At 73.5% G+C, this 21,626-nt stretch carries 17 protein-coding genes, 1 rRNA gene and 1 pseudogene; 14 read left to right on the forward strand and 5 right to left on the reverse strand.

The window, feature by feature from the left end; genetic code table 11:
* The 3 genes and pseudogenes from rrf to AC067A_RS32475 form a co-directional block, all read left to right on the forward strand.
* Positions 1–91: ribosomal RNA gene (gene rrf, locus AC067A_RS32465) — 5S ribosomal RNA — on the forward strand; the annotation flags it as partial.
* A gap of 531 nt (positions 92–622) precedes the next feature.
* Positions 623–1,387, forward strand: a pseudogene (locus AC067A_RS32470) (hypothetical protein); the annotation flags it as partial.
* Between the two features lie 354 nt (positions 1,388–1,741).
* Positions 1,742–2,581 (forward strand): tetratricopeptide repeat protein, encoded by an 840-nt coding sequence (locus tag AC067A_RS32475; RefSeq protein ID WP_479246624.1) that lies wholly within the window; start codon positions 1,742–1,744, stop codon positions 2,579–2,581.
* Between the two features lie 65 nt (positions 2,582–2,646).
* Here AC067A_RS32475 and AC067A_RS32480 read toward each other — a convergent pair whose 3' ends face one another.
* Complete coding sequence (locus AC067A_RS32480) at positions 2,647–3,942, reverse strand: DUF1015 domain-containing protein (RefSeq protein ID WP_479246509.1); 1,296 nt, start codon at positions 3,940–3,942, stop codon at positions 2,647–2,649.
* Between the two features lie 82 nt (positions 3,943–4,024).
* On the opposite strand from AC067A_RS32480, the gene AC067A_RS32485 reads away from it, so the two are divergent.
* Together AC067A_RS32485 and AC067A_RS32490 are read left to right on the forward strand one after the other, a co-directional pair.
* Positions 4,025–5,110, forward strand: a complete 1,086-nt coding sequence (locus AC067A_RS32485) for an HAD hydrolase-like protein (RefSeq protein ID WP_479246511.1) — start codon at positions 4,025–4,027, stop codon at positions 5,108–5,110.
* Between the two features lie 95 nt (positions 5,111–5,205).
* Complete coding sequence (locus AC067A_RS32490) at positions 5,206–6,069, forward strand: ABC transporter ATP-binding protein (RefSeq protein WP_479246513.1); 864 nt, start codon at positions 5,206–5,208, stop codon at positions 6,067–6,069.
* Here AC067A_RS32490 and AC067A_RS32495 read toward each other — a convergent pair.
* Positions 6,058–6,405 (reverse strand): SCP2 sterol-binding domain-containing protein, encoded by a 348-nt coding sequence (locus AC067A_RS32495; protein ID WP_479246515.1) that lies wholly within the window; start codon positions 6,403–6,405, stop codon positions 6,058–6,060. The two genes, AC067A_RS32490 and AC067A_RS32495, sit on opposite strands and share 12 nt — an antisense overlap.
* Before the next feature lie 42 nt (positions 6,406–6,447).
* Here AC067A_RS32495 and AC067A_RS32500 point away from each other — a divergent pair, with 42 nt between their 5' ends.
* The 7 genes from AC067A_RS32500 to AC067A_RS32530 all read left to right on the forward strand — a co-directional run bounded on the left by AC067A_RS32500 (position 6,448) and on the right by AC067A_RS32530 (position 12,238).
* Entirely contained in the window at positions 6,448–6,708 is a 261-nt protein-coding gene (locus AC067A_RS32500) for a hypothetical protein (protein ID WP_479246517.1), read from the forward strand.
* A 7-nt stretch (positions 6,709–6,715) separates the two neighbouring features.
* Positions 6,716–7,531, forward strand: a complete 816-nt coding sequence (locus AC067A_RS32505) for a TlyA family RNA methyltransferase (RefSeq protein WP_479246519.1) — start codon at positions 6,716–6,718, stop codon at positions 7,529–7,531.
* Positions 7,528–8,451, forward strand: coding sequence for an NAD kinase (locus AC067A_RS32510; protein WP_479246521.1), 924 nt, complete (start codon positions 7,528–7,530; stop codon positions 8,449–8,451). The genes AC067A_RS32505 and AC067A_RS32510 overlap by 4 nt, the downstream gene beginning before the upstream one ends.
* 86 nt (positions 8,452–8,537) lie before the next feature.
* The gene (gene recN / locus AC067A_RS32515; protein ID WP_479246522.1) at positions 8,538–10,289 is read left to right on the forward strand and encodes a DNA repair protein RecN; all 1,752 of its coding nucleotides are present in this window, start codon (positions 8,538–8,540) and stop codon (positions 10,287–10,289) included.
* A gap of 118 nt (positions 10,290–10,407) precedes the next feature.
* Positions 10,408–10,710: a hypothetical protein gene (locus tag AC067A_RS32520; protein ID WP_479246524.1), complete on the forward strand. Its 303-nt coding sequence runs from the start codon at positions 10,408–10,410 to the stop codon at positions 10,708–10,710.
* A gap of 8 nt (positions 10,711–10,718) precedes the next feature.
* A complete protein-coding gene (locus AC067A_RS32525; protein ID WP_479246526.1) occupies positions 10,719–11,003 on the forward strand; it encodes a hypothetical protein in 285 nt (94 codons plus the stop codon).
* A gap of 137 nt (positions 11,004–11,140) precedes the next feature.
* Positions 11,141–12,238: a glycosyltransferase family 4 protein gene (locus AC067A_RS32530; protein ID WP_479246527.1), complete on the forward strand. Its 1,098-nt coding sequence runs from the start codon at positions 11,141–11,143 to the stop codon at positions 12,236–12,238.
* 865 nt (positions 12,239–13,103) lie between these two features.
* Here AC067A_RS32530 and AC067A_RS32535 read toward each other — a convergent pair.
* On the reverse strand, positions 13,104–14,732 hold the full coding sequence (locus AC067A_RS32535; RefSeq protein ID WP_479246530.1) for a PucR family transcriptional regulator: 1,629 nt from the start codon (positions 14,730–14,732) through the stop codon (positions 13,104–13,106).
* A gap of 161 nt (positions 14,733–14,893) precedes the next feature.
* Here AC067A_RS32535 and AC067A_RS32540 point away from each other — a divergent pair, with 161 nt between their 5' ends.
* Together AC067A_RS32540 and AC067A_RS32545 are read left to right on the forward strand one after the other, a co-directional pair.
* Entirely contained in the window at positions 14,894–16,408 is a 1,515-nt protein-coding gene (locus AC067A_RS32540; RefSeq protein ID WP_479246532.1) for an APC family permease, read from the forward strand.
* A gap of 43 nt (positions 16,409–16,451) precedes the next feature.
* The gene (locus tag AC067A_RS32545) at positions 16,452–18,095 is read left to right on the forward strand and encodes a flavin monoamine oxidase family protein (RefSeq protein WP_479246534.1); all 1,644 of its coding nucleotides are present in this window, start codon (positions 16,452–16,454) and stop codon (positions 18,093–18,095) included.
* Here AC067A_RS32545 and AC067A_RS32550 read toward each other — a convergent pair whose 3' ends face one another.
* Together AC067A_RS32550 and AC067A_RS32555 are read right to left on the reverse strand one after the other, a co-directional pair.
* Complete coding sequence (locus AC067A_RS32550; RefSeq protein ID WP_479246536.1) at positions 18,096–19,478, reverse strand: FAD-binding oxidoreductase; 1,383 nt, start codon at positions 19,476–19,478, stop codon at positions 18,096–18,098.
* Between the two features lie 72 nt (positions 19,479–19,550).
* A complete protein-coding gene (locus AC067A_RS32555) occupies positions 19,551–21,353 on the reverse strand; it encodes a glycoside hydrolase family 15 protein (protein WP_479246537.1) in 1,803 nt (600 codons plus the stop codon).
* Positions 21,354–21,626: the final 273 nt, after the last annotated feature.

Consider the following 21,626-nt stretch of genomic DNA (forward strand, 5'->3'; position numbering starts at 1 on the left):
GCCCGGTTACATTCCGAACCCGGAAGCTAAGCCTTTCAGCGCCGATGGTACTGCAGGGGGGACCCTGTGGGAGAGTAGGACACCGCCGAACAATTCTTCAGGACCCCTGGTCCCAGCGTTCACGCTGGGACCAGGGGTCCTTTTGTTTTTCGCTTGACTTTTTCCGATGCGCGGCTGAGTGCCGGCTGCGCGAGAATGACTGCAGTACCCGAAGACAGGAGTCACGACCATGCCCACCAACTCTCCCGACGACCGTCCGGAGCGCGAGCCGCGTCGCAGGGACGGTGGCGCCGGCGACCGGGGTGGCTTCCGCGGGCCTCGCCGCGAAGACAGCCGTGGTGGGGACAACCGTGGTGGCGGCTTCCGTCGCGATGACCGTGGCGGGGACAACCGCGGTGGCGACAGCCGTGGCGGGGACAACCGTGGCGGTGGTTTCCGTCGTGACGACCGCGGTGGCGACAACCGTGGCGGTGGTTTCCGTCGTGATGACCGTGGCGGGGACAACCGCAGCGGTGGCTTCCGCCGTGACGACCGCGGTGGCGACAACCGCGGTGGCGGCTTCCGTCGCGATGACCGCGGGGACCGTCCGAGCTTCTCGCGGGATGACAACCGTGGCGGCGGCTTCCGCCGTGACGACCGTGGCGGGGACAACCGTGGCGGCGACAACCGTGGCGGTGGTTTCCGTCGCGATGACCGTGGTGGCGACAACCGCAGCGGTGGCTTCCGCCGCGATGACCGTGCTGGCGACAACCGCGGTGGCGGCTTCCGCCGTGACGACCGCGGTGGCGACAGCCGTGGCGGTGGCTTCCGTCGCGATGACCGCGGTGGCGACAACCGCGGTGGTGGCTTCCGTCGGGACGACCGCGGCGGTGACAACCGTGGCGGTGGTTTCCGTCGTGATGACCGTGGTGGCGACAGCCGTGGCGGGGACAACCGTGGTGGCGGCTTCCGTCGGGACGACCGTGGTGGGGACCGTCCGGCGTTCCGTCGCGATGAGCGGCCTTCGTACCAGCGCGATGACCGTCGGGACGACAACCGCGGTGGCGGCTTCCGTCGTGATGACCGTGGTGGCGACAGCCGTGGCGGGGACAACCGTGGTGGCGGCTTCCGTCGCGATGACCGCGGTGGGGACCGTCCGGGCTTCTCGCGGGACGACAACCGTGGCGGTGGCTTCCGTCGGGACGACCGTGGTGGGGACCGTCCGGCGTTCCGTCGGGACGAGCGGCCTTCGTACCAGCGCGATGACCGTCGGGACGACAACCGCGGCGGCTTCCGTCGGGACGACCGCGGCGGTGACAACCGTGGCGGTGGTTTCCGTCGTGATGACCGTGGTGGCGACAGCCGTGGCGGGGACAACCGTGGTGGCGGCTTCCGTCGGGACGACCGTGGTGGGGACCGTCCGGCGTTCCGTCGGGACGAGCGGCCTTCGTACCAGCGCGATGACCGTCGGGACGACAACCGCGGTGGCGGCTTCCGCCGCGATGACCGTGGTGGCGACAGCCGTGGCGGGGACAGCCGTGGCGGTGGCTTCCGCCGCGATGACCGTGGCGGCGACAGCCGTGGTGGCGGCTTCCGTCGGGACGACCGCGGTGGGGACAGCCGTGGTGGGTTCCGTGGGCGGGACGACCGGGGTGGGTACGACCGTGGGGGTCGGGACTTCGACCGGGAGCGGAGTGACAGGGCGCCGATCAAGCGGCTGCCGATCCCGCCGGAGGTCACCGGTGAGGAGATCGACCCGGACGTGCGGCAGGAGCTGATGAGCCTGCCGAAGGGTCTGGCGGAGGAGGTCTCGCGCAACCTCGTCATGGTCGCGCAGCTGATCGACGAGGACCCGGAGCAGGCCTACGGGTACTCCAGGGTCGCGCTCCGGCTCGCGTCGCGTGTGGCGGCCGTGCGTGAGGCGGCCGGGTTCGCCGCGTACGCCACGCAGAAGTACTCCGAGGCGCTGGCCGAGTTCCGGGCCGCGCGGCGGATGAGCGGTGGTGTCGAGCTGTGGCCCGTCATGGCCGACTGCGAGCGCGGTCTCGGCCGGCCCGAGCGTGCGCTGGCGATGGCCGGCGAGCCCGAGGTGCAGAAGCTGGACAAGGCCGGTCAGGTCGAGATGCGGCTCGTGGCCGCCGGCGCCCGCCGGGACATGGACCAGATCGACGCGGCGATCGTGACGCTGCAGAGCCCGGAGCTCGCCTCCAGCGCCGTGCACCCGTGGACCGCGCGCCTGCGCTACGCGTACGCCGACGCGCTGCTCGCCGCCGGCCGCGAGAACGAGGCGCGGGAGTGGTTCGCCAAGGCCCTGGAGTCCGACAAGGACGGCGCCACGGACGCGTCGGACCGCCTCGCCGAAATGGACGGGGTCGAGTTCGTCGACGCGTTCGACGAGTCCGACGACCTCGACGAGTCCGCTGACCTCTACGAGGACGAGGACCAGGACGAGGACCAGGACGAGGACGACGACCAGGACGGCGACGTTCAGGACGGCGGCGTTCAGGAGTCGGCCGGTGTCGGTGTCGAGGATGTCGAGCTCGACGAGCTCGACGAGGACGAGGACGAGGACGACGTCGAGCGTGGTGGCGACCAGGGCTGACCTGGTCGAGCGATGAGAAGGGCGGCACCCCGTGGGGGTGCCGCCCTTTCGTCGTCGTGGGGGTGTCAGTCCAGGGCGAGGCTGCGCAGGACCAGGCCGGTGGCGGGCTTCGGGCCGAAGGAGGTGGACTTGCGGGGCATGGTGACGCCCTGTCGGGCGAGGTCGCGGACGACGTCCTCGGGTACCGGGTGCATGAGGACGGCGGTGCCGCCCCGGCGCTCCGCCTGGGCGACGGCGGCCTCGGTGTCGTGGATGTAGGCGATGTCCTCGGGGGCGTCCGGGATGTGCCAGACGTTCTCCAGGAGGGTGGAGTGGAGGACGGTCGCGTCGAGCGTGCGCCAGGCGTGGGGCCGGTCGGTGCGGACGGTGCGCTCGAGGAGTGCGGGGTCGGGGCGGTCGACGAGGTGGAAGGCGCCGTCGCCCGCGAGGAGGAAGGCGTTGCCGTCGGCCGTGGCGGCCTCCAGGGTCGCCATGGCGACCGGGAGGGGCTGCTCGATGCGGCGGATCCGGAACGAGTCGCCGAGGGCCGCGAGGGCGTCGCCGACCGGGAGGCGGTTGAGGAGGCGGTGGATGGCGCGGACCCGGAGCGGGTAGCGGGCCGTGTCGATGAGGAGGACCAGGCCGTAGTTCCAGGGGCCGGGGGCGGTGTGCTCCTCGCGCAGGCGCAGATAGGTCGCCCAGCGGTGGTGACCGTCGGCGATGAGGGCCTGGTGCCGGGCGAGCTCGCCGGCGATGGCGGCGAGCTCGGCGGGGTCGGTGACGGACCAGAGGCGGTGCCGGAAGCCGTCCTCGGTGGTGGTGGCGAGCAGGGGGTCGCGCAGGACGGTGCGTTCGATGACCGCGTCGGCGCCGCCGTCGTCGTCCCCGACGTAGGTGAGGAGCAGCGGCTCCAGGTTGGCGGCGGTGGTCCGCATGAGGGCGGCGCGGTCCTCGACGACGTGCGGCATGACGTCCTCGTGGGGCAGCACGATGCCCGCGTCCGGGGTGGAGAGCTCCAGGGCGCCGATGACGCCGCGCTGGAGGATGCCGTCGCCGTGCTGTTCGTACACGTAGAGCGCGGGCTCGGGGTCCGGGGCGAGGATGCCGTCGGCGAGCCAGCGGTCGAGGGTGACGGCGGCCTTGCGGTGGCGGGTGCCGGCGGTGATGGCCTGGGGGAGGATCAGGCGGACGATGTTGTGGGGGTCCGCCGACTCCAGATGGAGCAGCCCGTCAGGTCGTACGACGACGTCGTAGGGAGGGGACGTCACGGCGGCGAGGCTGCCGACCCGCTCGGGGACGTAACGCAGTCCGCGGAACGGGGCCAGGCGCAGCCCTCCGGCGTCGTCGCGGACGTCGGCGGCCGCGTGACCTGAGGTGTTCATCTCGTCATCGTATGTGGGCGGTGGCCATGAGCGATGATCGGGGGAGCGGGGGAATTTCACCCGGCGACGTGAGGAGTGAGTGGTGACGGTGCGGATCGGCCAGGGACAGCGCGACGGCGGCGGAGGTCGTCCGGGCGGCAGCGCGGTGCCGTTGAGCGAGGCGTACGACACGGCGCTCCTTGATCTCGACGGTGTCGTGTACGCGGGCGGCGAGGCCGTGCCGTACGCCGTGGAGGCGCTCGGCGTGGCCCGGGGCGGTGGCATGCACCTGGCGTACGTCACGAACAACGCGCTGCGGACCCCGGATGAGGTCGCGGCGCACCTGACCGAGCTCGGGGTGCCGGCGGAGGCCGGGGACGTGGTGACCTCCGCGCAGGCGGTGGCGCGGCTGATCGCGGACGACGTGCCGCCGGGGTCCCGGGTGCTCGTCGTCGGTGGCGAGGGGCTGCGGGTGGCGCTGCGGGAGCGGGGCCTGGTGCCGGTGGAGTCGGCGGACGACGAGCCGGTGGCGGTCGTGCAGGGGTACGGCGGTCCGGGGATGCCGTGGGCGCGGTTCGCGGAGGCGGCGTACGCGGTGGGGCGCGGGGTGCCGTGGTACGCGTCGAACACGGATCTGACGATTCCCGGGGCGCGGGGGATCGGGCCGGGGAACGGGGCCGCGGTGGAGGTCGTGCGGATCGCGACGGGCGGTCGGGCCGAGCCGAAGGTCGCGGGGAAGCCGCTGCCGCCGATGCACCGGGAGACGGTGCTGCGGACGGGGGCGAAGCGGCCGCTGGTGGTCGGGGACCGGCTGGACACGGACATCGAGGGCGCGTTCAACGGAGGGGTGGACTCGCTGCTCGTCCTGACCGGGGTGACGGACGTGGCGCAGCTTCTCGCGGCGGTGCCGGAGCACCGGCCGACGTACGTCGCGGCCGATCTGCGGGGGCTTCTCGTGGGGCAGCCCGAGGTGGTCGTGGACGCGGACGGCGGCTTCGTGTGCGGGGGGTGGCGGGCGTCGGTCGGCGGCGGTGAGCTGGCCCTGCAGGCGGTGGGCGCCGGGGTGCCGGAGGGCACGGACGTGATGGACGCCGTACGGGCGCTGTGCGGGGCCGCGTGGTCGGCGGCGGACCTGCCGGGGGCGGGTGTGCCGGACGCGGGGAAGGTGCTGGCGCGGCTGGGGGTGTGAGCCGGTGGGGGGAAGTCGGGGAGGGCAGACAGCGCGGAAAGTTGGATAGGCTAACCTAACTCTTTCCGGGTTTGACGGACATCAGGAGCACGGGCATGGACGGTCGGCAGGGGCAGCGGCTGAGCGCGGAATCGGTCACCCTCGCGTACGAGCAGCGGGTCATCGCCCGTGACCTGTCCGTGGAGATCCCCGACCACTCCTTCACGGTGATCGTCGGGCCGAACGCCTGCGGCAAGTCCACCCTGCTGCGCGCCCTCTCCCGGATGCTGAAGCCCAGCACGGGCCGGGTCCTGCTCGACGGGCAGTCCATCCAGACGATGCCCGCCAAGAAGGTGGCCAAGACCCTCGGTCTGCTCCCGCAGTCGTCCGTGGCCCCCGACGGCATCACCGTCGCCGACCTGGTGGCCCGCGGCCGCTACCCCCATCAGGGCCTGCTGCGCCAGTGGTCCCCGGAGGACGAGCGGATCACCCGTGAGTCGATGGAGGCGACCGGCGTGGCCGAACTGGCCGACCGGTACGTCGACGAGCTGTCCGGCGGCCAGCGGCAACGCGTCTGGATCGCCATGGCGCTCGCCCAGCAGACCCCGCTGCTGCTGCTCGACGAGCCGACGACGTACCTCGACATCCAGCACCAGATCGACGTCCTCGACCTGTGCGCCGAGCTGCACGAGACACAGGGCCGGACGCTCGTCGCCGTCCTGCACGACCTCAACCACGCGGCGCGGTACGCGACCCACCTCATCGCGGTCCGGGGCGGCGAGGTGGTCGCCGAGGGCCCGCCGTCCGAGATCGTGACCGCCGAACTCGTCGAGCGGGTCTTCGGGCTGCGCTGCCAGGTCATCGACGACCCGGAGACCGGTACGCCGCTGGTCGTGCCGGCCGGGCGGAAGGCGCGCGCCCGGCACGTGGTGCCGCAGGGGCAGGAGCCGACGGCCCAGGAGCCCGCGCTACAGAAGTGAGCGGAGCCGGATCAGGTCACGGAAGCCTGCCTCCAGCCTGACCCGGCCGGAGGCCCAGGCCTTCGCGAAGTTCAGCTCGCCGCCCACCATCGCCACCAGGTCGTCGCCGGACATCGCGAGCCGGATCTGCGCCTTGGCCGGAGGCGGGCCCTGCACGGTGTCCAGCACCTCGATCCGGCCGTCCGCGAGGCGGCCCGTGAAGGTGGTGTCGAGGTCCGTGACGTGGCAGCTCAGGGTGCGGTCGAGCGCGGCCGCGCCCCGCACGCCGGCGTCCGCCCGCGCGAGGTTGTCCGAAAGTCTGTCCAGTGCGCCGCGGCACTCCGTGATCGTCGCCATCGACGTCGACGGTACCCCAGGGCCACGCGGTAGCGTCGGGGCATGAGCGACGAGATGCCGGACCCCGCCGACCGGGCCGCCGAGGAGCCGTACGCGCCCGCCGAACCCGCGCCGCTCGGCGTGGACCGGGAGCTCACCGGGCACGCCCCCGTCGACGCCCACCTGGCGCGTCTCGCGGAGGTGGACCACCTCCCGGCGGACGGACACCTGGAGGTGTACGAGGATGTACACCGTGGGCTGCGCGCGGAGCTGACCTCGCTCGACGCGCACCCCGCCCCCCGTCCGTACGACAACAGGAGCTGAACCGAACGTGGCAGGAGTGGCACGCCGCCGTCTCGACGCCGAGCTGGTCCGGCGCAAGCTCGCGCGCTCGCGCGAGCACGCCAGCCAGCTGATCGCCGCGGGCCGGGTGACCGTCGGCAAGACCGTCGCCACCAAGCCCGCCACCCAGGTGGAGACCGCCGCGGCCATCGTCGTCGTCCAGGACGACTCCGATCCCGACTACGTCTCGCGCGGCGGCCACAAGCTCGCCGGGGCCTTCGCGGCCTTCGTGCCGCAGGGGCTGCGGGTCGAGGGCCGGCGGGCGCTGGACGCGGGAGCCTCCACCGGCGGCTTCACGGACGTCCTGCTGCGCGCCGGCGCCGCCCATGTCGTCGCCGTCGACGTCGGCTACGGACAGCTCGCCTGGTCGCTGCAGAGCGACGAGCGCGTCACCGTGAAGGACCGCACGAACGTACGCGAGTTGACGCTCGACGCGATCGACGGAGTCCCGGTCGACCTCGTCGTCGGTGACCTGTCGTTCATCCCCCTCGGCCTCGTCCTGCCCGCGCTCGCGGCGTGCACGGCGCCCGACGCCGACCTCGTCCTCATGGTGAAGCCGCAGTTCGAGGTGGGCAAGGAGCGGCTCGGCACCGGTGGAGTCGTGCGGAGCGCCGAACTCCGCGCCGACGCGGTGAAGAACGTGGCCCGGCGGGCCGCCGAACTCGGGCTCGGCGTCCTGGGCGTCACCGCCAGCCCCCTGCCCGGTCCCTCCGGCAACGTCGAGTACTTTCTGTGGCTGCGGGCGGGTGCGCCCGCGCTGGATCCGGCGGATGTCGACCGCGCCGTGGCGGAAGGACCTCGTTGAGCTCAACGGCAGCACCCTCAGAGGCAACAACCCGTACCGTCTTCCTGCTCGCGCACACCGGCCGGCCGGCCGCGGTGCGCAGCGCCGAACTGGTCGTCCTGGGGCTGCTGCGCTGCGGCATCGGCGTCCGCGTCCTGGAGGCCGAGGCCTCGGACCTGCCCCTGCCGCCGTCCGTGGAGAGAGTGCCGGAGGCCTGCTCCGACGCCCTCGACGGCTGTGAACTCCTCGTCGTCCTCGGCGGGGACGGCACGCTGCTGCGCGGCGCCGAGTTCTCCCGCGCCTCCGGGGTGCCGATGCTCGGGGTCAACCTGGGGCGCGTCGGCTTCCTCGCGGAGGCCGAGCGCGACGACCTCGACAAGGTCGTCGACCGGGTCGTGACCAAGGCCTACGAGGTCGAGGAGCGGATGACCCTCGACGTCGTCGTGTACGAGAACGGCGACGTGCTGCACCGCGACTGGGCGCTCAACGAGGCGGCCGTGCAGAAGGTCTCCCCGGAGCGGATGCTGGAGGTCATCCTCGCGATCGACGGACGCCCGGTCACCGGCTTCGGCTGCGACGGGGTGATCTGCGCGACACCGACGGGATCCACCGCCTACGCCTTCTCGGCGGGCGGGCCCGTCGTGTGGCCCGAGGTCGAGGCCCTGCTCATGGTCCCGATCGGCGCCCACGCGCTCTTCGCCAAGCCGCTGATCACCACCCCCGAGTCGGTGCTCGCGGTCGAGGTCGAGCCGCACACGCCCCACGGAGTGCTGTGGTGCGACGGGCGGCGGACCGTGGAGCTCCCCGCGGGCGCGCGCGTCGAGGTGCGGCGGGGCGCCGTGCCCGTCCGGCTGGCCCGGCTGCACCACGCCTCCTTCACGGACCGGCTCGTCGCCAAGTTCGCCCTGCCGGTCTCGGGCTGGCGGGGCGCGCCGCACTGACCTGACGCGTTCCGGGACGCCGAACGACCGGCGCGCCGGAGAGTCACGCGCGGGGGCGATGTCGCGTCGGACCGGGGAAACCTCGTATGGTCTGGGGCGTGCTGGAGGAGATGCGGATACGGTCGCTCGGGGTCATCGACGACGCGGTGGTCGAGCTGTCGCCCGGCTTCACCGCGGTGACCGGTGAGACCGGTGCGGGCAAGACCATGGTCGTGACCAGCCTGGGGCTGCTGCTGGGGGGCCGGGCCGATCCGGCCCTGGTGCGGATCGGCGCGGCGTCGGCCGTCGTCGAGGGGCGGATCAGCGTGCCCGCGGGCGCGCCCGCCGCCGTACGCGCCGAGGAGGCCGGGGCCGAGCTCGACGAGGGCGTGCTGCTCGTCAGCCGCACCGTCTCCGCCGAGGGACGCTCACGCGCCCACCTCGGCGGGCGCTCCGTGCCCGTCGGGCTGCTCGCCGAACTCGCCGACGAACTCGTCGCCGTCCACGGCCAGACCGACCAGCAGGGCCTGCTCAAGCCGGCCCGGCAGCGCGGCGCGCTCGACCGGTACGCGGGCGAGGCCGTCTCCGCACCGCTCGGCGCCTACGGGGACGCGTACAAGCGGCTGAGGGCCGTCACCGTCGAGCTGGAGGAGATCACCACCCGGGCCAGGGAACGCGCCCAGGAGGCCGATCTGCTGCGCTTCGGGCTCGGCGAGATCGAAGCCGTCGCCCCGCTGCCCGGTGAGGACGCAGAACTCGCCGCCGAGGCCGAGCGGCTGGGGCACGCCGAGGCCCTCGCCTCCGCCGCCGCGCTCGCGCACGGCGCGCTGGCCGGCAACCCCGAGGACCCCGAGTCCGTCGACGCCACCACGCTGGTCGCGGGCGCCGGCCGGGCCCTGGAAGCCGTACGGTCGCACGATCCGGCCCTCGCCGCGCTCGCCGACCGGATGGGGGAGATCTCCATCCTCCTCGGCGACGTGGCCACCGAACTCGCCGGGTACGCCGACGACCTGGACGCCGACCCGCTGCGGCTCGCCGCCGTCGAGGAGCGGCGCGCCGCCCTCACACAGCTCATCCGGAAGTACGGCAGGGACGGCGAGGGCACGGCCGCCGTGCTGGCCTGGGCGGAGGAGAGCGCGGGCAGGCTCGGCGAACTCGACGGGGACGAGGACCGCGTCGAGGAGCTGACCGCCGAGCGGGACCGGCTCCGGGACGAGCTGTCCGTCCTCGCCCAGCGGCTCACCGACGCCCGCACGGAGGCCGCCGACCGGTTCGCCGACGCGGTCACCGCGGAGCTCGCCTCGCTCGCCATGCCGCACGCGCGCGTCTCGTTCGCCATCGGCCAGACCGAGGACCCGGAAGGCGTCGAGGTCGGCGGCCGCCGGGTCGCCTACGGGCCCTCCGGCGCCGACGAGGTCGAGCTGCTGCTCGCCCCGCACCCCGGAGCCCCGCCGCGCCCGATCGCCAAGGGCGCGTCCGGTGGCGAGCTGTCCCGGGTGATGCTCGCCGTCGAGGTCGTCTTCGCCGGGGTCGACCCGGTGCCCACGTACCTCTTCGACGAGGTCGACGCGGGCGTCGGCGGCAAGGCGGCCGTCGAGATCGGCCGCCGCCTCGCCAAACTGGCCAGGACCGCGCAGGTCGTGGTCGTCACCCACCTCCCGCAGGTCGCGGCCTTCGCGGACCGGCAGTTGCTCGTCGAGAAGACCCACGACGGCTCCGTCACCCGCTCCGGCGTCACCGTCCTGGAGGGCGAGGAGCGGGTGCGGGAGCTGTCCCGGATGCTCGCCGGCCAGGAGGACTCCGAGACGGCCAGGGCGCACGCCGAGGAGCTGCTCGCGACCGCCCGGGCGGACGCGTGACGCGTGGCCCGGGCGGATCGGCACCTTCGGCGCGACCCGTTTCACGTACGGGCAGCTGAGGGGCCGGCCGCCGGGGCACCCGCACGGCCGGCAGCGGACCCACCACGCCGGCCGGCAGGTGTTCCGCCAGGCCGGTCCGGCCACCGCGTTCGGTTCGGCCGCCGCCGTGCTGCCCGCGTCGCCGGCGGCGGCCCTGGCCGTCGCCGCGGCGGCCGTGTGCGGCCGGTACGACGACCTGCGCGGCGACCACCGGCGCGGCTTCCGGTCGCATCCGGCGGCGCCGCGGGAGGACGAGGTCGTCGGCGGGGCCGTCGAGCTCGTCGGCATCGGCGCCGGGTCCCTCCTCGCCGGCGCGCTCCTCGAGGAGAAGCCCGTCACAAGGTCCTTGTCGGCGTCGTCATCGCCGGCACCGCGCACCTGATCGGCCTCGTGGACGTACGACCGGCGCGCGCAGGTCCGACCGGGCCGGCGCTCGGCGCCCCCGGACTGCCGCGCCGGGCGACCGCCGCCGCGCCGATGGGTGCGGCCGCGGCGGTCCTCGGCGACGACCTCGGCGAGGTCACCATGCTCGGCGACACCGGAGCGCACGCCCCCGGCGCCGCCGTCGGCGGTGCCATCGCCGCCGGCAACGGGCGGCTCGGGCTCGCCGCGCACGCCGCCGGGCCGGTCGCGGCCGCCGTGTGGGGGGAGATGCGCGCAGGGGGCGCGGGGTAAATCTCCGCGCGCTCACCCGAGTGGGTGAACCCGTGGGGCGGGGCCGTACGCCGGACGCGTTCCGCCCAAGGGACCGACGCCACTTCGGTGCCGGAACGTGCGTACGGTCAGGGGCGCGTACTGGCATCCTTGGGCGCGTGACACAGCTCCGTACGGTCCAAGTGCTGGGTGGCGGCAGCGCGGGCAGCAGCGCGCACGTCCGATCACTTGCCTCGGGGCTGGTGGCGAGGGGTGTGCGGGTGACCGTGTGCGCCCCTGCCGGACACGACCGCGTCTACGACTACCTCGGCGCCGGCGCGCACTTCGTGCCGCTGCCCCGCCTCGGCGACCCCGCCGCCGTCACCACGCTCCGCAACGCCTCCATCGGCGCCGACGTCGTCCACGCGCACGGGTTGCAGGCGTCCGTACGGGCCGCGCTCGCGCTGACCGGTGACGGCCGCGCCCCCCTCGTCACCACCTGGCACAGCCGCAGTCACCTCGACGGAGCGCAGGGCGGATTGCAGCGGCTCCTGGAACGCCGCACCGTCCGCGCCGCCGCCGTCGTCCTCGCCACCTCCTCCGAACTCGTCGACCGGGCCCGGCGGCGCGGAGCCCGCGACGCCCGCCTCGCCCCCGTCACCGTGCCCGCCGCACGCCGCCCCGTCTGCCTCCACGACGGCAAGGCCCGCGCCGAACTCGGCGCCGTCGACCGGCCCCTGCTCATGGCCGTCGGCGCGCTCGAACGAGGCCGGGGATACCGCACGCTGCTCGACGCGGCGCGGGAATGGCGTGGCCTCGACCCTCAGCCGCTGCTCGTCATCGCCGGAGAAGGACGCGAACGGGCCTACCTCCAGCGGCGGATCACTGCCGAGGGGCTCGCCGTCCGGCTCATCGGGCGTCGCGAAGACGTCGCCGAGCTCCTCGCCGCGGCCGACATCGCCGTCCTCCCCTCCCGCTGGGAAGCCCGCTCCCTCCTCGCGCAGGAGGCCCTCCGGCTCGGCGTGCCCCTCGTCGCCACGGCCGTCGGCGGCATCCCGGAACTCGTCGGCGACGCGGCGGAACTGGTTCCGTACGGTGACTCCGCCGCGCTCGCGCACGCGGTCCGCGGGCTGCTCGAGGACGTCGAGCGGCGCATGGACCTCGGGGCGGCGGGGAGGGTGCAGGCGGGGGCCTGGCCCACGGAGGACGAGACGGTGGCGCACGTCCTGAGCGTGTACGACGAACTGGCGGGGCGGCGCGGGGGGCCTACGGGGTGACCCCCCGGCGGCCTTCGCGGGCCCGCCACCCGCCTGGGCTGCCGCCCCTGCCGGGTGGGTCTGCGCCTGGCTGGGCTGCCGCCCGCGTCGGGTGGGCCCGCGTCCGTCTGGGCTGCCGCCCGCGCCGGGTGCCCCCGGGCCCGTCTGGGCTGCCGCCCGCGCCGGGTGGGCCCGCGTCCGCCTGGGCTGCCGCCCGCGCCCACCGCCGTGGGCCCCCGTGCCCGTCGCTGCGTGGCCCCGCACCCCACCGTCGCGTGGGCCTTTGCCCGCTGCCGCGTGGGCCTTTACCCCCGGCCCGTGCGTGCCCGCGCCCGTCTGGGCTGTCGCCCTCGCCGTGGGCCCCTCCGCCTGGGCTGCGCCCTCGCCCACCTGCCGTGTGGGCAATCGTCCCGCTGGGGCGGGACGGGTGGGCACACGGGACGGCGCCCTTGGTGGCGCGTCCGCCCCTCGTGCCTGGGCCCGCACCCATACGGCGTCGCACAACGGGGTGCGGGCCCGGGCGCGGAAGCCTGGGCCCGGCAAAGGGCGCCGTCCGTTGTGCCCACCCGTTCCGCCCCAGCGGAACGATTGCCCACAACGGGGTGGGGCGCGGGGGTGGCCATCGCCCCGACGGAACGATGGCCCGCCACGGGGGTGGGTGGGCCCGCCCCAGCGGAACGATTGCCCACAACGCGGGGGGCGGGGGGCATCGCCCCGGCGGAACGATGGCCGACAGCGGGGTGGGCGGAGGCGCGGGGTGGGCACCGCCCCAGCGGAACGATCGCCTACCACGCGGGGCGCGGGGGTGGGCACTGCCCCAGCGGGGCGGTTGCCGACAACGGGCAGGGCGTGGGGGGTCGCTCTGGTGGGGTGGTTGACCGCGGGGTCAGGGGGTGTGGCGGCGGGCTCGGAGGGCCAGGGAGAGGGCGAGGACGGTCTGGGGGTCGTCGAGGTCGGTGCCGAGGAGTTCGGAGATGCGGGCGAGGCGGTTGTAGAGGGTCTGGCGGTTGAGGTGGAGCTCGCGCGCGGTCTCCGCCTTGCGGCCCGCGTGGGCCAGGTACGTCTCGAGGGTGGGGAGGAGCGGCGGCCGGGAGGTGCGGTCGTGGTCGCGGAGGGGACCGATGGCGCGGTCGACGAACGCGGGGAGGACGGTGTCCCCGTGGTAGTGGAGGCGCCAGAGGAGCAGGTCGATGTCGAGGCGCCGGGCGTCGTACCAGGGGAGGTCCGAGAGGCCCTGCGCGGCCGTCGCGGTCTCGGCCGCGTGCCGTAGGCCCGCCGAGGCCGCCGCCCAGCCGCCGGCGACGCCGACGACGACGATCGGCGGGTGGGCCCCGGCGCGTTCGAGGCCGGCGCGTTCCACTCCGGCGCGCAGTGCCGCGGCGACGCGGTCCGCGACCGCCGTGCGCTCCGACTCCGAGCGCAGGCCGAGGAGCAGGGGCACCCGGCCTTCCACGGGCCGGACGCCGAGGAGGACGGGAACGCCGACGGAGGAGAGCTCTTCGAGGACCGCGCGGGCGAGCAGGGCCCAGTTGCCCGAGGGGGAGAGTTCCGAGGCCAGGCGCATGACCACGGGGAGGAGCGGGCCGTCGCCCGGTTTGAAGCCGAGGACGCGGGCCTGGGCGGGTGCGGCCTCGGCGGTGATGCGGCCCTCGGCGAGGTCGGTCAGGAAGTCGCCGCGGCCGCGGGCGGCGAGTTCCTCCTCCTGGCGGGCCTGCATGAGGACGACGGCGAGGAGGCCGGCGGCCCGCTCGGCGGCCATCCGGTGGACGGGGGAGAGGGCGCCGGACACCGCCAGGAGGACGAGCCGGGCCCGTACGGACGACGTACCGGGTCCGCCGCCGGGCACGTCGACGAGGACGGTGCCGGTGGGCGGGCCGGATTCGCGGGCGGCCCGCTGGCCGCGCAGTCCGTCCCAGACCTGGAGCGGGTCGGCGGGGGCGGACTCGGTGCCGGCCGCGTACAGGAGCTGGCCGTCGGCGGTCTCCAGGAAGACCGGGTTGGCGGCGAAGTCGGAGAGGATGCGGAGGACCTGGGGGACCCCGCCGCCGCCGAGCAGGGCCTCCGTGCACTGCCGGTGGACCTCTTCGGCCTGGCGGAGGAGCGCGTAGTGGCCGTTGACGATCTCGGTGTGGATCTCCTCCGTGACGGCGACGAACGGCACCTCGCGGTGGAGCTGGACGAGGGGCAGGCCGGCCGTGCGGGCGGTCTCCACTATCGTCGCGGGGAGGCGGGCGAAGCGAGGGCCCAGCTCCACGACGAGCGCCGCGATGCCCCGGTCGGCGAGCCGGCGGACGAAGGCCCGCTGTTCGGCCGGGCGGGTGCCCAGGCCGAGGCCGGTGGTGAGCAGCAGTTCCCCGCCCTTGAGCAGCGAAGCGATGTTCGGCACCTCGCCCGCGTGCACCCAGCGCACGGTGCGGTGCAGCCGGTCGGCGCCGGCGACGACCTCCGGGAGCCCGCCGCGCAGGCCCGGAAGTTCGAGTGCCCGCTGCACGGTGATCCCGCCCTGACTGTCCATGGGCCCGGACGCTACCCGCGTCCGTGTTTCGGCGACATCACCCCACGGTCACGGGGCCGGACAGTTCGTACGCCAGGGCGACAACTCGTCGTGTCGTGGCGGGAATTGTATGACCGCATGTCGATTGTGGCCTGTGTCACACGCGAGGATGCTCTCGCGCCATGGCAGAGAACTCCACCCCAGAGGTCCACCGGCTGAAGGCGAATTCGGTCGGTCTCGTCGGCGTCGTCTTCATGGCCGTGGCCACCGCGGCCCCGATCACCGCGATGACCGGAAACCTCCCCATCGCCGTCGGCTTCGGCAACGGCACCGGCGCGCCCGCCGGATACCTCTTCGCGACGCTCGTCCTGACCGTCTTCTCGGTCGGCTACGTGGCCATGGCCAAGCGGATCACGGCCGCCGGCGCCTTCTACGGATACATCTCGCACGGTCTCGGCCGGATCGCCGGCATGGCGTCCGGCATGCTCGCGGTCCTCGCGTACGTCGTCTTCGAGGCCTCGATCGTCGGCGTCTTCGCGTACTTCGCCAAGACGACCGTCGCCGACCAGCTCGGCGTCGACCTTCCCTGGATCCTGTACGCGGCGGTCATGCTGGCGGTCACCGCGGTCCTCTCGTACTTCGACATCAACCTGACGGCGAAGGCGCTCGGCGTGATGCTGGTGGCCGAGATCGCGGTCCTCTTCGCGGTCGCCACCGCCGTCCTGATCGCCGGCGGCGGCCCGGACGGCATCCCGGTCGAGCCGATCAACCCGAAGAACGCCTTCACCGGCACCTCCGCCGGACTCGGCCTCTTCTTCGCCTTCTGGTCCTGGGTCGGCTTCGAGTCGACCGCGATGTACGGAGAGGAGTCCCGCGACCCCAAGCGGGTCATCCCGCGCGCCACCCTGATCTCCGTCATCGGCGTCGGCCTCTTCTACATCTACGTGTCGTGGATGACGATCGCCGGGAACGGACTGACCGGCTCGGTGGAGCTGTCGGCCTCCGCCGGCCCGCTCGACCTGTTCTTCGCGCCGACCCGGACCTTCATCGGCGCCTGGGCCGTCGACGCCTTCCAGTGGCTGCTGCTCACCGGTTCCTTCGCCTGCGGGATGGCGTTCCACCAGTGTGCCTCGCGCTACCTCTACGCCATCGGCCGCGAGGGCTTCCTGCACCCGGCCCTCGGCCGCACCCACGCCCGGCACGGCTCGCCGTACATCGCCTCGTACGTGCAGAGCGCGATCGCCGTGGCCCTCGTGGCCGCCTTCTGGCTGACCGGCCAGGACCCCTACATCCACCTCTACACCCTGCTCGCGATCCTCGGCACCATGGCGATCCTCATCGTCCAGACCCTCTGCTCCTTCGCCGTCATCGGCTACTTCCGCAAGAACCACCCCGAGGACCGGCACTGGTTCAGGACCCTCACCGCCCCGCTCCTCGGCGGCGTCGGCATGATCGCCGTCGTCGTGCTGCTGATCATGAACATGGAGACCGCGGCCGGGCTCGCCGCCGACTCCCTCTTCTTCAAGGCGATCCCGTGGATCGTCGGCGTGGTCTTCTTCGGCGGCCTCGGCCTCGGCCTCTACCTCAAGGCCAAGCGACCGGAGCGGTACGAGATCATCGGCCGGATCGTCCTGGAGGACGCCACCGAGCGCCCCGCCGAAGAGGCGCCCGCGCCCGCCCCCGTGCCCCAGAGCTGACCCCCCTCCCCGGGTTCCGTCCCCTCTTCTCCAGGAGCGCCCCATGGCACGCACCAACCCGATGCACCTCCTGAAGCACCTCGCCGCCGAGCACGCCGACGCCCGACGGCTCGGCCTGCCCGTCGACGAGCTCCGCGGCATGCGGGCCGACGCCCTCGGCCGCCGCTCCCTCCTCAAGTACGCGGCCGCCGCCGGGATCGCGGTCGGCGCGGGCACGGCGGCCACCGTCGCCCCCGCCGCGGCCGCCACCACGACCCCGCCGGTCGGCAGCACCGCCCGGATCGCCGTCGTCGGCGCCGGGATCTCCGGCCTCACCGCCGCCCTCACCCTCCAGGACGCCGGCCTGAGCCCGGTGCTCTACGAGGCGAACCCGTCCAGGGTCGGCGGCCGCATGTGGACCCAGCGGGCCCACTGGGCGTACGGGCAGACCTCCGAGATCGGCGGCGAGCTGATCGACACCAGCCACAAGAAGATCCTGGAACTCTGCCGCCGCTTCGACCTGGCCACCGAGGACTTCCTCGGCGGCGGACCCAACGGCGCCGAGGAGGTCCTCTGGTTCGGCGGCGCCTACTACCCCCGCAGCCAGGCCGACGAGGACTTCAACGCGGTCTACCAGGCGCTGCGCCGTGACCTCTCCGAGTCGGGCGAGGTCACCTGGAACCAGACCACCCCCACCGGCACCGCGCTCGACAACATGTCGGTGTACGAGTGGATCGAGAGCCGGGTCCCCGGCGGGCACTCCTCGCGGCTCGGCCGGTTCATCGACGTCGCCTACAACGTCGAGTACGGCGCCGACACCACCGAGCAGTCCTCGCTCGCCCTCGTCCTGCTGATGGGCTATCAGACCAATCCGGGCAACTTCAACATCTGGGGCCTGTCCAACGAGCGGTACCACATCGTCGGCGGCAACGACCGGCTGCCGAACGCCGTCGCGGGAGCCCTCGCGCCCGGCACCCTGCGCATGGGCTGGTCCCTGACCGCCGTACGCGCCAACGCCGACGGCACCCAGACGCTGACCTTCACCGAGGCCGGCGCCACCCGGACCGTCACCGCGGACCACACCATCCTGTGCGTCCCGCTGCCGATCCTCCAGCAACTGGACCTCTCCCAGGCCGGGTTCGACCCGCGCATGCGGAACCTGCTGCGGGACGCCCGGATGGGCTACTGCACCAAGCTCAACATGCAGTTCGGCACCCGTCCCTGGCGCGGCACCGGCCCCTGGCCCGGGGTCTCCGCGGGTGACTGCTTCACCGACACCGAGGTCCAGCAGACCTGGGACACCACCAAGATCCAGGGCGGAACGGGCGGCATCCTCCTCCAGTACGGCGGCGGAAGCCTGGCCCGGAACCTGAACCCGGCGGGCCCCTTCTCCACCGAGTCCGACCCGTACGTACGGAACCTGGTCACCCGCTACCTGGCCGGCATCGACGCCTTCTTCCCCGGCGCCTCACGGGCGTACACCGGCCGCGCCCAGCTCTCCGCCTGGCACAAGAACCCGTACACGCTCGGCGCGTACTCCTGCTGGCCCGTCGGCTACCTCCACCGGTACGCCACCTACGAGGGGACCGCGCAGGGCAACGTCCACATCGGCGGCGAGCACTGTTCGTACGACTTCCAGGGCTTCATGGAAGGCGGCGCCACCGAGGGCGAACGGGCCGCCAGGGAGGTGATCGCCGTCCTGAGGTGATCAGCCGGCCGGCACGATGTTCTGGTTGAAGCGGAACACGTTGTCGGGGTCGTACACCGCCTTCACGGCGGCGAGCCGGCGGTGGTTCTCCTCCCCGAAGGAGGAGACGATCCGCTGCTCGCCCTCGGCGCCGACGAAGTTCAGATACGTGGCGTCGAGGGCCCACGGCCGCGCGTCGGCCCGCACGTCGTGCACCCACTGCCTCGCCTGCTCGTCGTACGCGGGGTCCTCCCAGGTCGCGAACGGGTGCACCGCCCAAGGAGCGGTGCGCCACGGCTGCGGATACCCGGAGGGCCCCGCCGCCACCGCCCCGCCCATCAGGAACAGCACGTGCTGGGTGGCCGTCCCGGCCGGGATGCGCGCGCCGCGGTCGCAGAAGACGTCCACGGCCTCGTCGGGGAAGTCCCGCAGGTACTCGGCCGACCAGTAGTTCCGCAGGCCCGGCGGGTCGTCGAGCATCGTCTGCAGGTCCACGTACGGGATGTCCGCGACGACCTCGACCGCCGGCTTCAGCGCGAACAGCGGCGCCGCGAACTCGCGGAGCTCGCCGACCGGCCCGGCGTACGTGAACAGCGCCCCGCAGACCAGCTTGCCGACCAGCTCCTCCGGGACGAACGGCTCCGCCGGCGCGGGCATGTAGATGGCGCCGCCGCCGATGTCGTCGGGCGCCCCGCTGCCGAGGTCGCGGTAGGTGCGCACCACCTCGGGCGCGACCTCGGGCAGGAACAGCAGCATGGCGACGCTCATCCGGGGCAGCGGGTGCAGGCGCATCGTCAGCGAGGTCGCCACCCCGAAGTTGCCGCCGCCGCCGTGCAGCGCCCAGAACAGGTCCGGGTTCTCCTCCGCGTCCGTGCGGACGTGCTTGCCCTCGGCGGTGACCAGGTCCGCGGCCAGCAGGTTGTCGCTGGCGAGGCCGAACTTCCGCTCCAGCCAGCCCGAACCGCCGCCCAGCACGAAGCCGCCGACGCCGGTGGTGGACACCCGGCCGCCGGTGGTCGCCACGTGGAAGGGCTGGCACGCGTGGTCCAGGTGGGCCATCGTCGCCCCGCCGTCGATCCGGACCGTCATGGCCTCCGGGTCCACGACGACGCCGTGCATCCGGCGGAGGTCGACGATCAGCGCGCCGTCGATCATGGAGGTCCCGGCGACGCTGTGCCCGCCGCCGCGCACCGCGATCGGCAGCTCGGCCTCGCGGCCGAACAGGATCGCGTTGGACACGTCGGCCTGGGTGGCACACTGGGCGATCACCGAAGGACGCCGGTCGATCATGCCGTTGTGCAGGGCACGCGCCTCGTCGTAGCCCGGATGGCCGGGGACGATCACCTCGCCGGCCAGGTCCTCGACCAGTCCGGCCAGGGCGCTTTCGGAGACGTGGGGAGCCATGGGAGCCCCCTTTTCCTGCGGGGGGACGGGACCTTCCCATCGTAGGTCCGGGTGCCGTCCCCCGCGCGGGACTCAGCCGCCGTACGCCCCGCTCGCCGTCAGCCGCAGCGCCGTGTCGATCAGCGGGACGTGGCTGAACGCCTGCGGGAAGTTGCCCACCTGGCGCTGGAGCCGCGGGTCCCACTCCTCGGCGAGCAGCCCGAGGTCGTTGCGGAGCCCGAGGAGCTTCTCGAAGAGCGTGCGCGCCTCGTCGACCCGGCCGATCATCGCCAGGTCGTCGGCCAGCCAGAACGAGCACGCGAGGAACGCGCCCTCGTCGCCCTCCAGGCCGTCGACGCCGGCCTCCTCGCCGGCCGTGGGGTAGCGCAGGACGAAGCCGTCCTCCGTGGACAGCTCACGCTGGATCGCCTCGATCGTGCCGATCACCCGCTTGTCGTCCGGCGGCAGGAAGCCCATCTGCGGGATCAGCAGCAGCGAGGCGTCCAGCTCCTTGGAGCCGTACGACTGCGTGAACGTGTTCCGCTCCTTGTCGTAGCCCTTCTCGCAGACGTCCCGGTGGATCTCGTCGCGCAGCTCCTGCCAGCGCTCCAGCGGGCCGTCGGCGTCCCCGGACTCGATGAGCTTGATCGTGCGGTCCACCGCCACCCAGGCCATCACCTTGGAGTGGACGAAGTGGCGGCGCGGGCCGCGGACCTCCCAGATGCCCTCGTCGGGCTGGTCCCAGTGCTTCTCCAGGTAGTTGATCAGCTTGATCTGGAGCAGGGAGGCGTAGTCGTTGCGGGACAGGCCCGTCATGTGCGCCAGGTGGAGGGCCTCGGTGACCTCGCCGTAGACGTCCAGCTGGAGCTGGTTGGCCGCGCCGTTGCCGACCCGGACCGGGCCCGAGTTCTCGTATCCCGGCAGCCAGTCCAGCTCCGCCTCGCCGAGCTCCCGCTCGCCGGCGATGCCGTACATGATCTGGAGGTTCTCCGGGTCGCCCGCGACCGCCCGGAGCAGCCAGTCCCGCCAGGCGCGGGCCTCCTCGCGGTAGCCGGTGCGCAGCATCGACGACAGGGTGATCGCCGCGTCACGCAGCCAGGTGTAGCGGTAGTCCCAGTTCCGTACGCCGCCGATCTCCTCGGGCAGGGACGTGGTCGGCGCGGCCACGATCCCGCCGGTCGGCGCGTACGTCAGCGCCTTCAGGGTGATCAGCGAACGGACCACCGCCTCCCGGTAGGGGCCGTGGTACGTGCAGTGCTCGACCCACTCGCGCCAGAACTCGGCGGTCGCCTCCAGGGAGCCCTCGGGGTCCGGCAGGGCCGGCGGCTCCTTGTGGGAGGGCTGCCACGACAGCGTGAGCGTGATCCGCTCGCCGGGGGTGACCGTGAAGTCCGAGTACGTCGTCAGGTTCTCGCCGTGGGACTCGGCGTCGGTGTCCAGCCACACCGAGTCGGGCCCCGCGACCGCGACCGTGCGCTCCCCGACCTTGTGGACCCAGGGCACGATCCGGCCGTAGCTGAACCGCATGCGCAGCGCCGAGCGCATCCGCACCCGGCCGGAGACGCCCTCGACGATCCGGATCAGCTGCGGCGCGCCGTCACGCGGCGGCATGAAGTCGGTCACCCGGACCGTGCCGCGCGGGGTGTCCCACTCGGACTCCAGGATCAGCGAGTCGCCCTGGTAGCGGCGCCGGTCGGCGGGGGCCGGCTCGGCGTCCGCCGGACCCGCGGGGGCCACCCGCCAGAATCCGTGGTCCTCGGTGCCGAGCAGTCCGGCGAAGACCGCGTGCGAGTCGAAGCGTGGGAGGCACAGCCAGTCGACGCTGCCGTCCCGGCAGACCAGGGCGGCGGTCTGCATGTCTCCGATGAGTGCGTAATCCTCGATGCGCCCGGCCACGTGCTTCACTCCAGTCGAACGGCCATGTCCGCCCCGCGGGGCGCTTGCTCAGATGCGCCGGCTGGGTTCCAGCCGGGTCTGTGGGTCAGCGGTCAAGGGTCGTCGACGAGCTCTTGGTCCGGATGACGGGCGGGGTGGTGCCGTTGGCCGGCCGGCTCGGCGGTCCATGTCCGAGCAGGATACGTCGCACCCTAGTGACCCGGTGATCACGCCGGTCAAAGGCGTTGCTCCGATCAGGTTAACGGCCCCCGTCTCCTCCTGGGCGGCTTGGCC

This window comes from Streptomyces sp. NPDC043176, assembly GCF_056436715.1.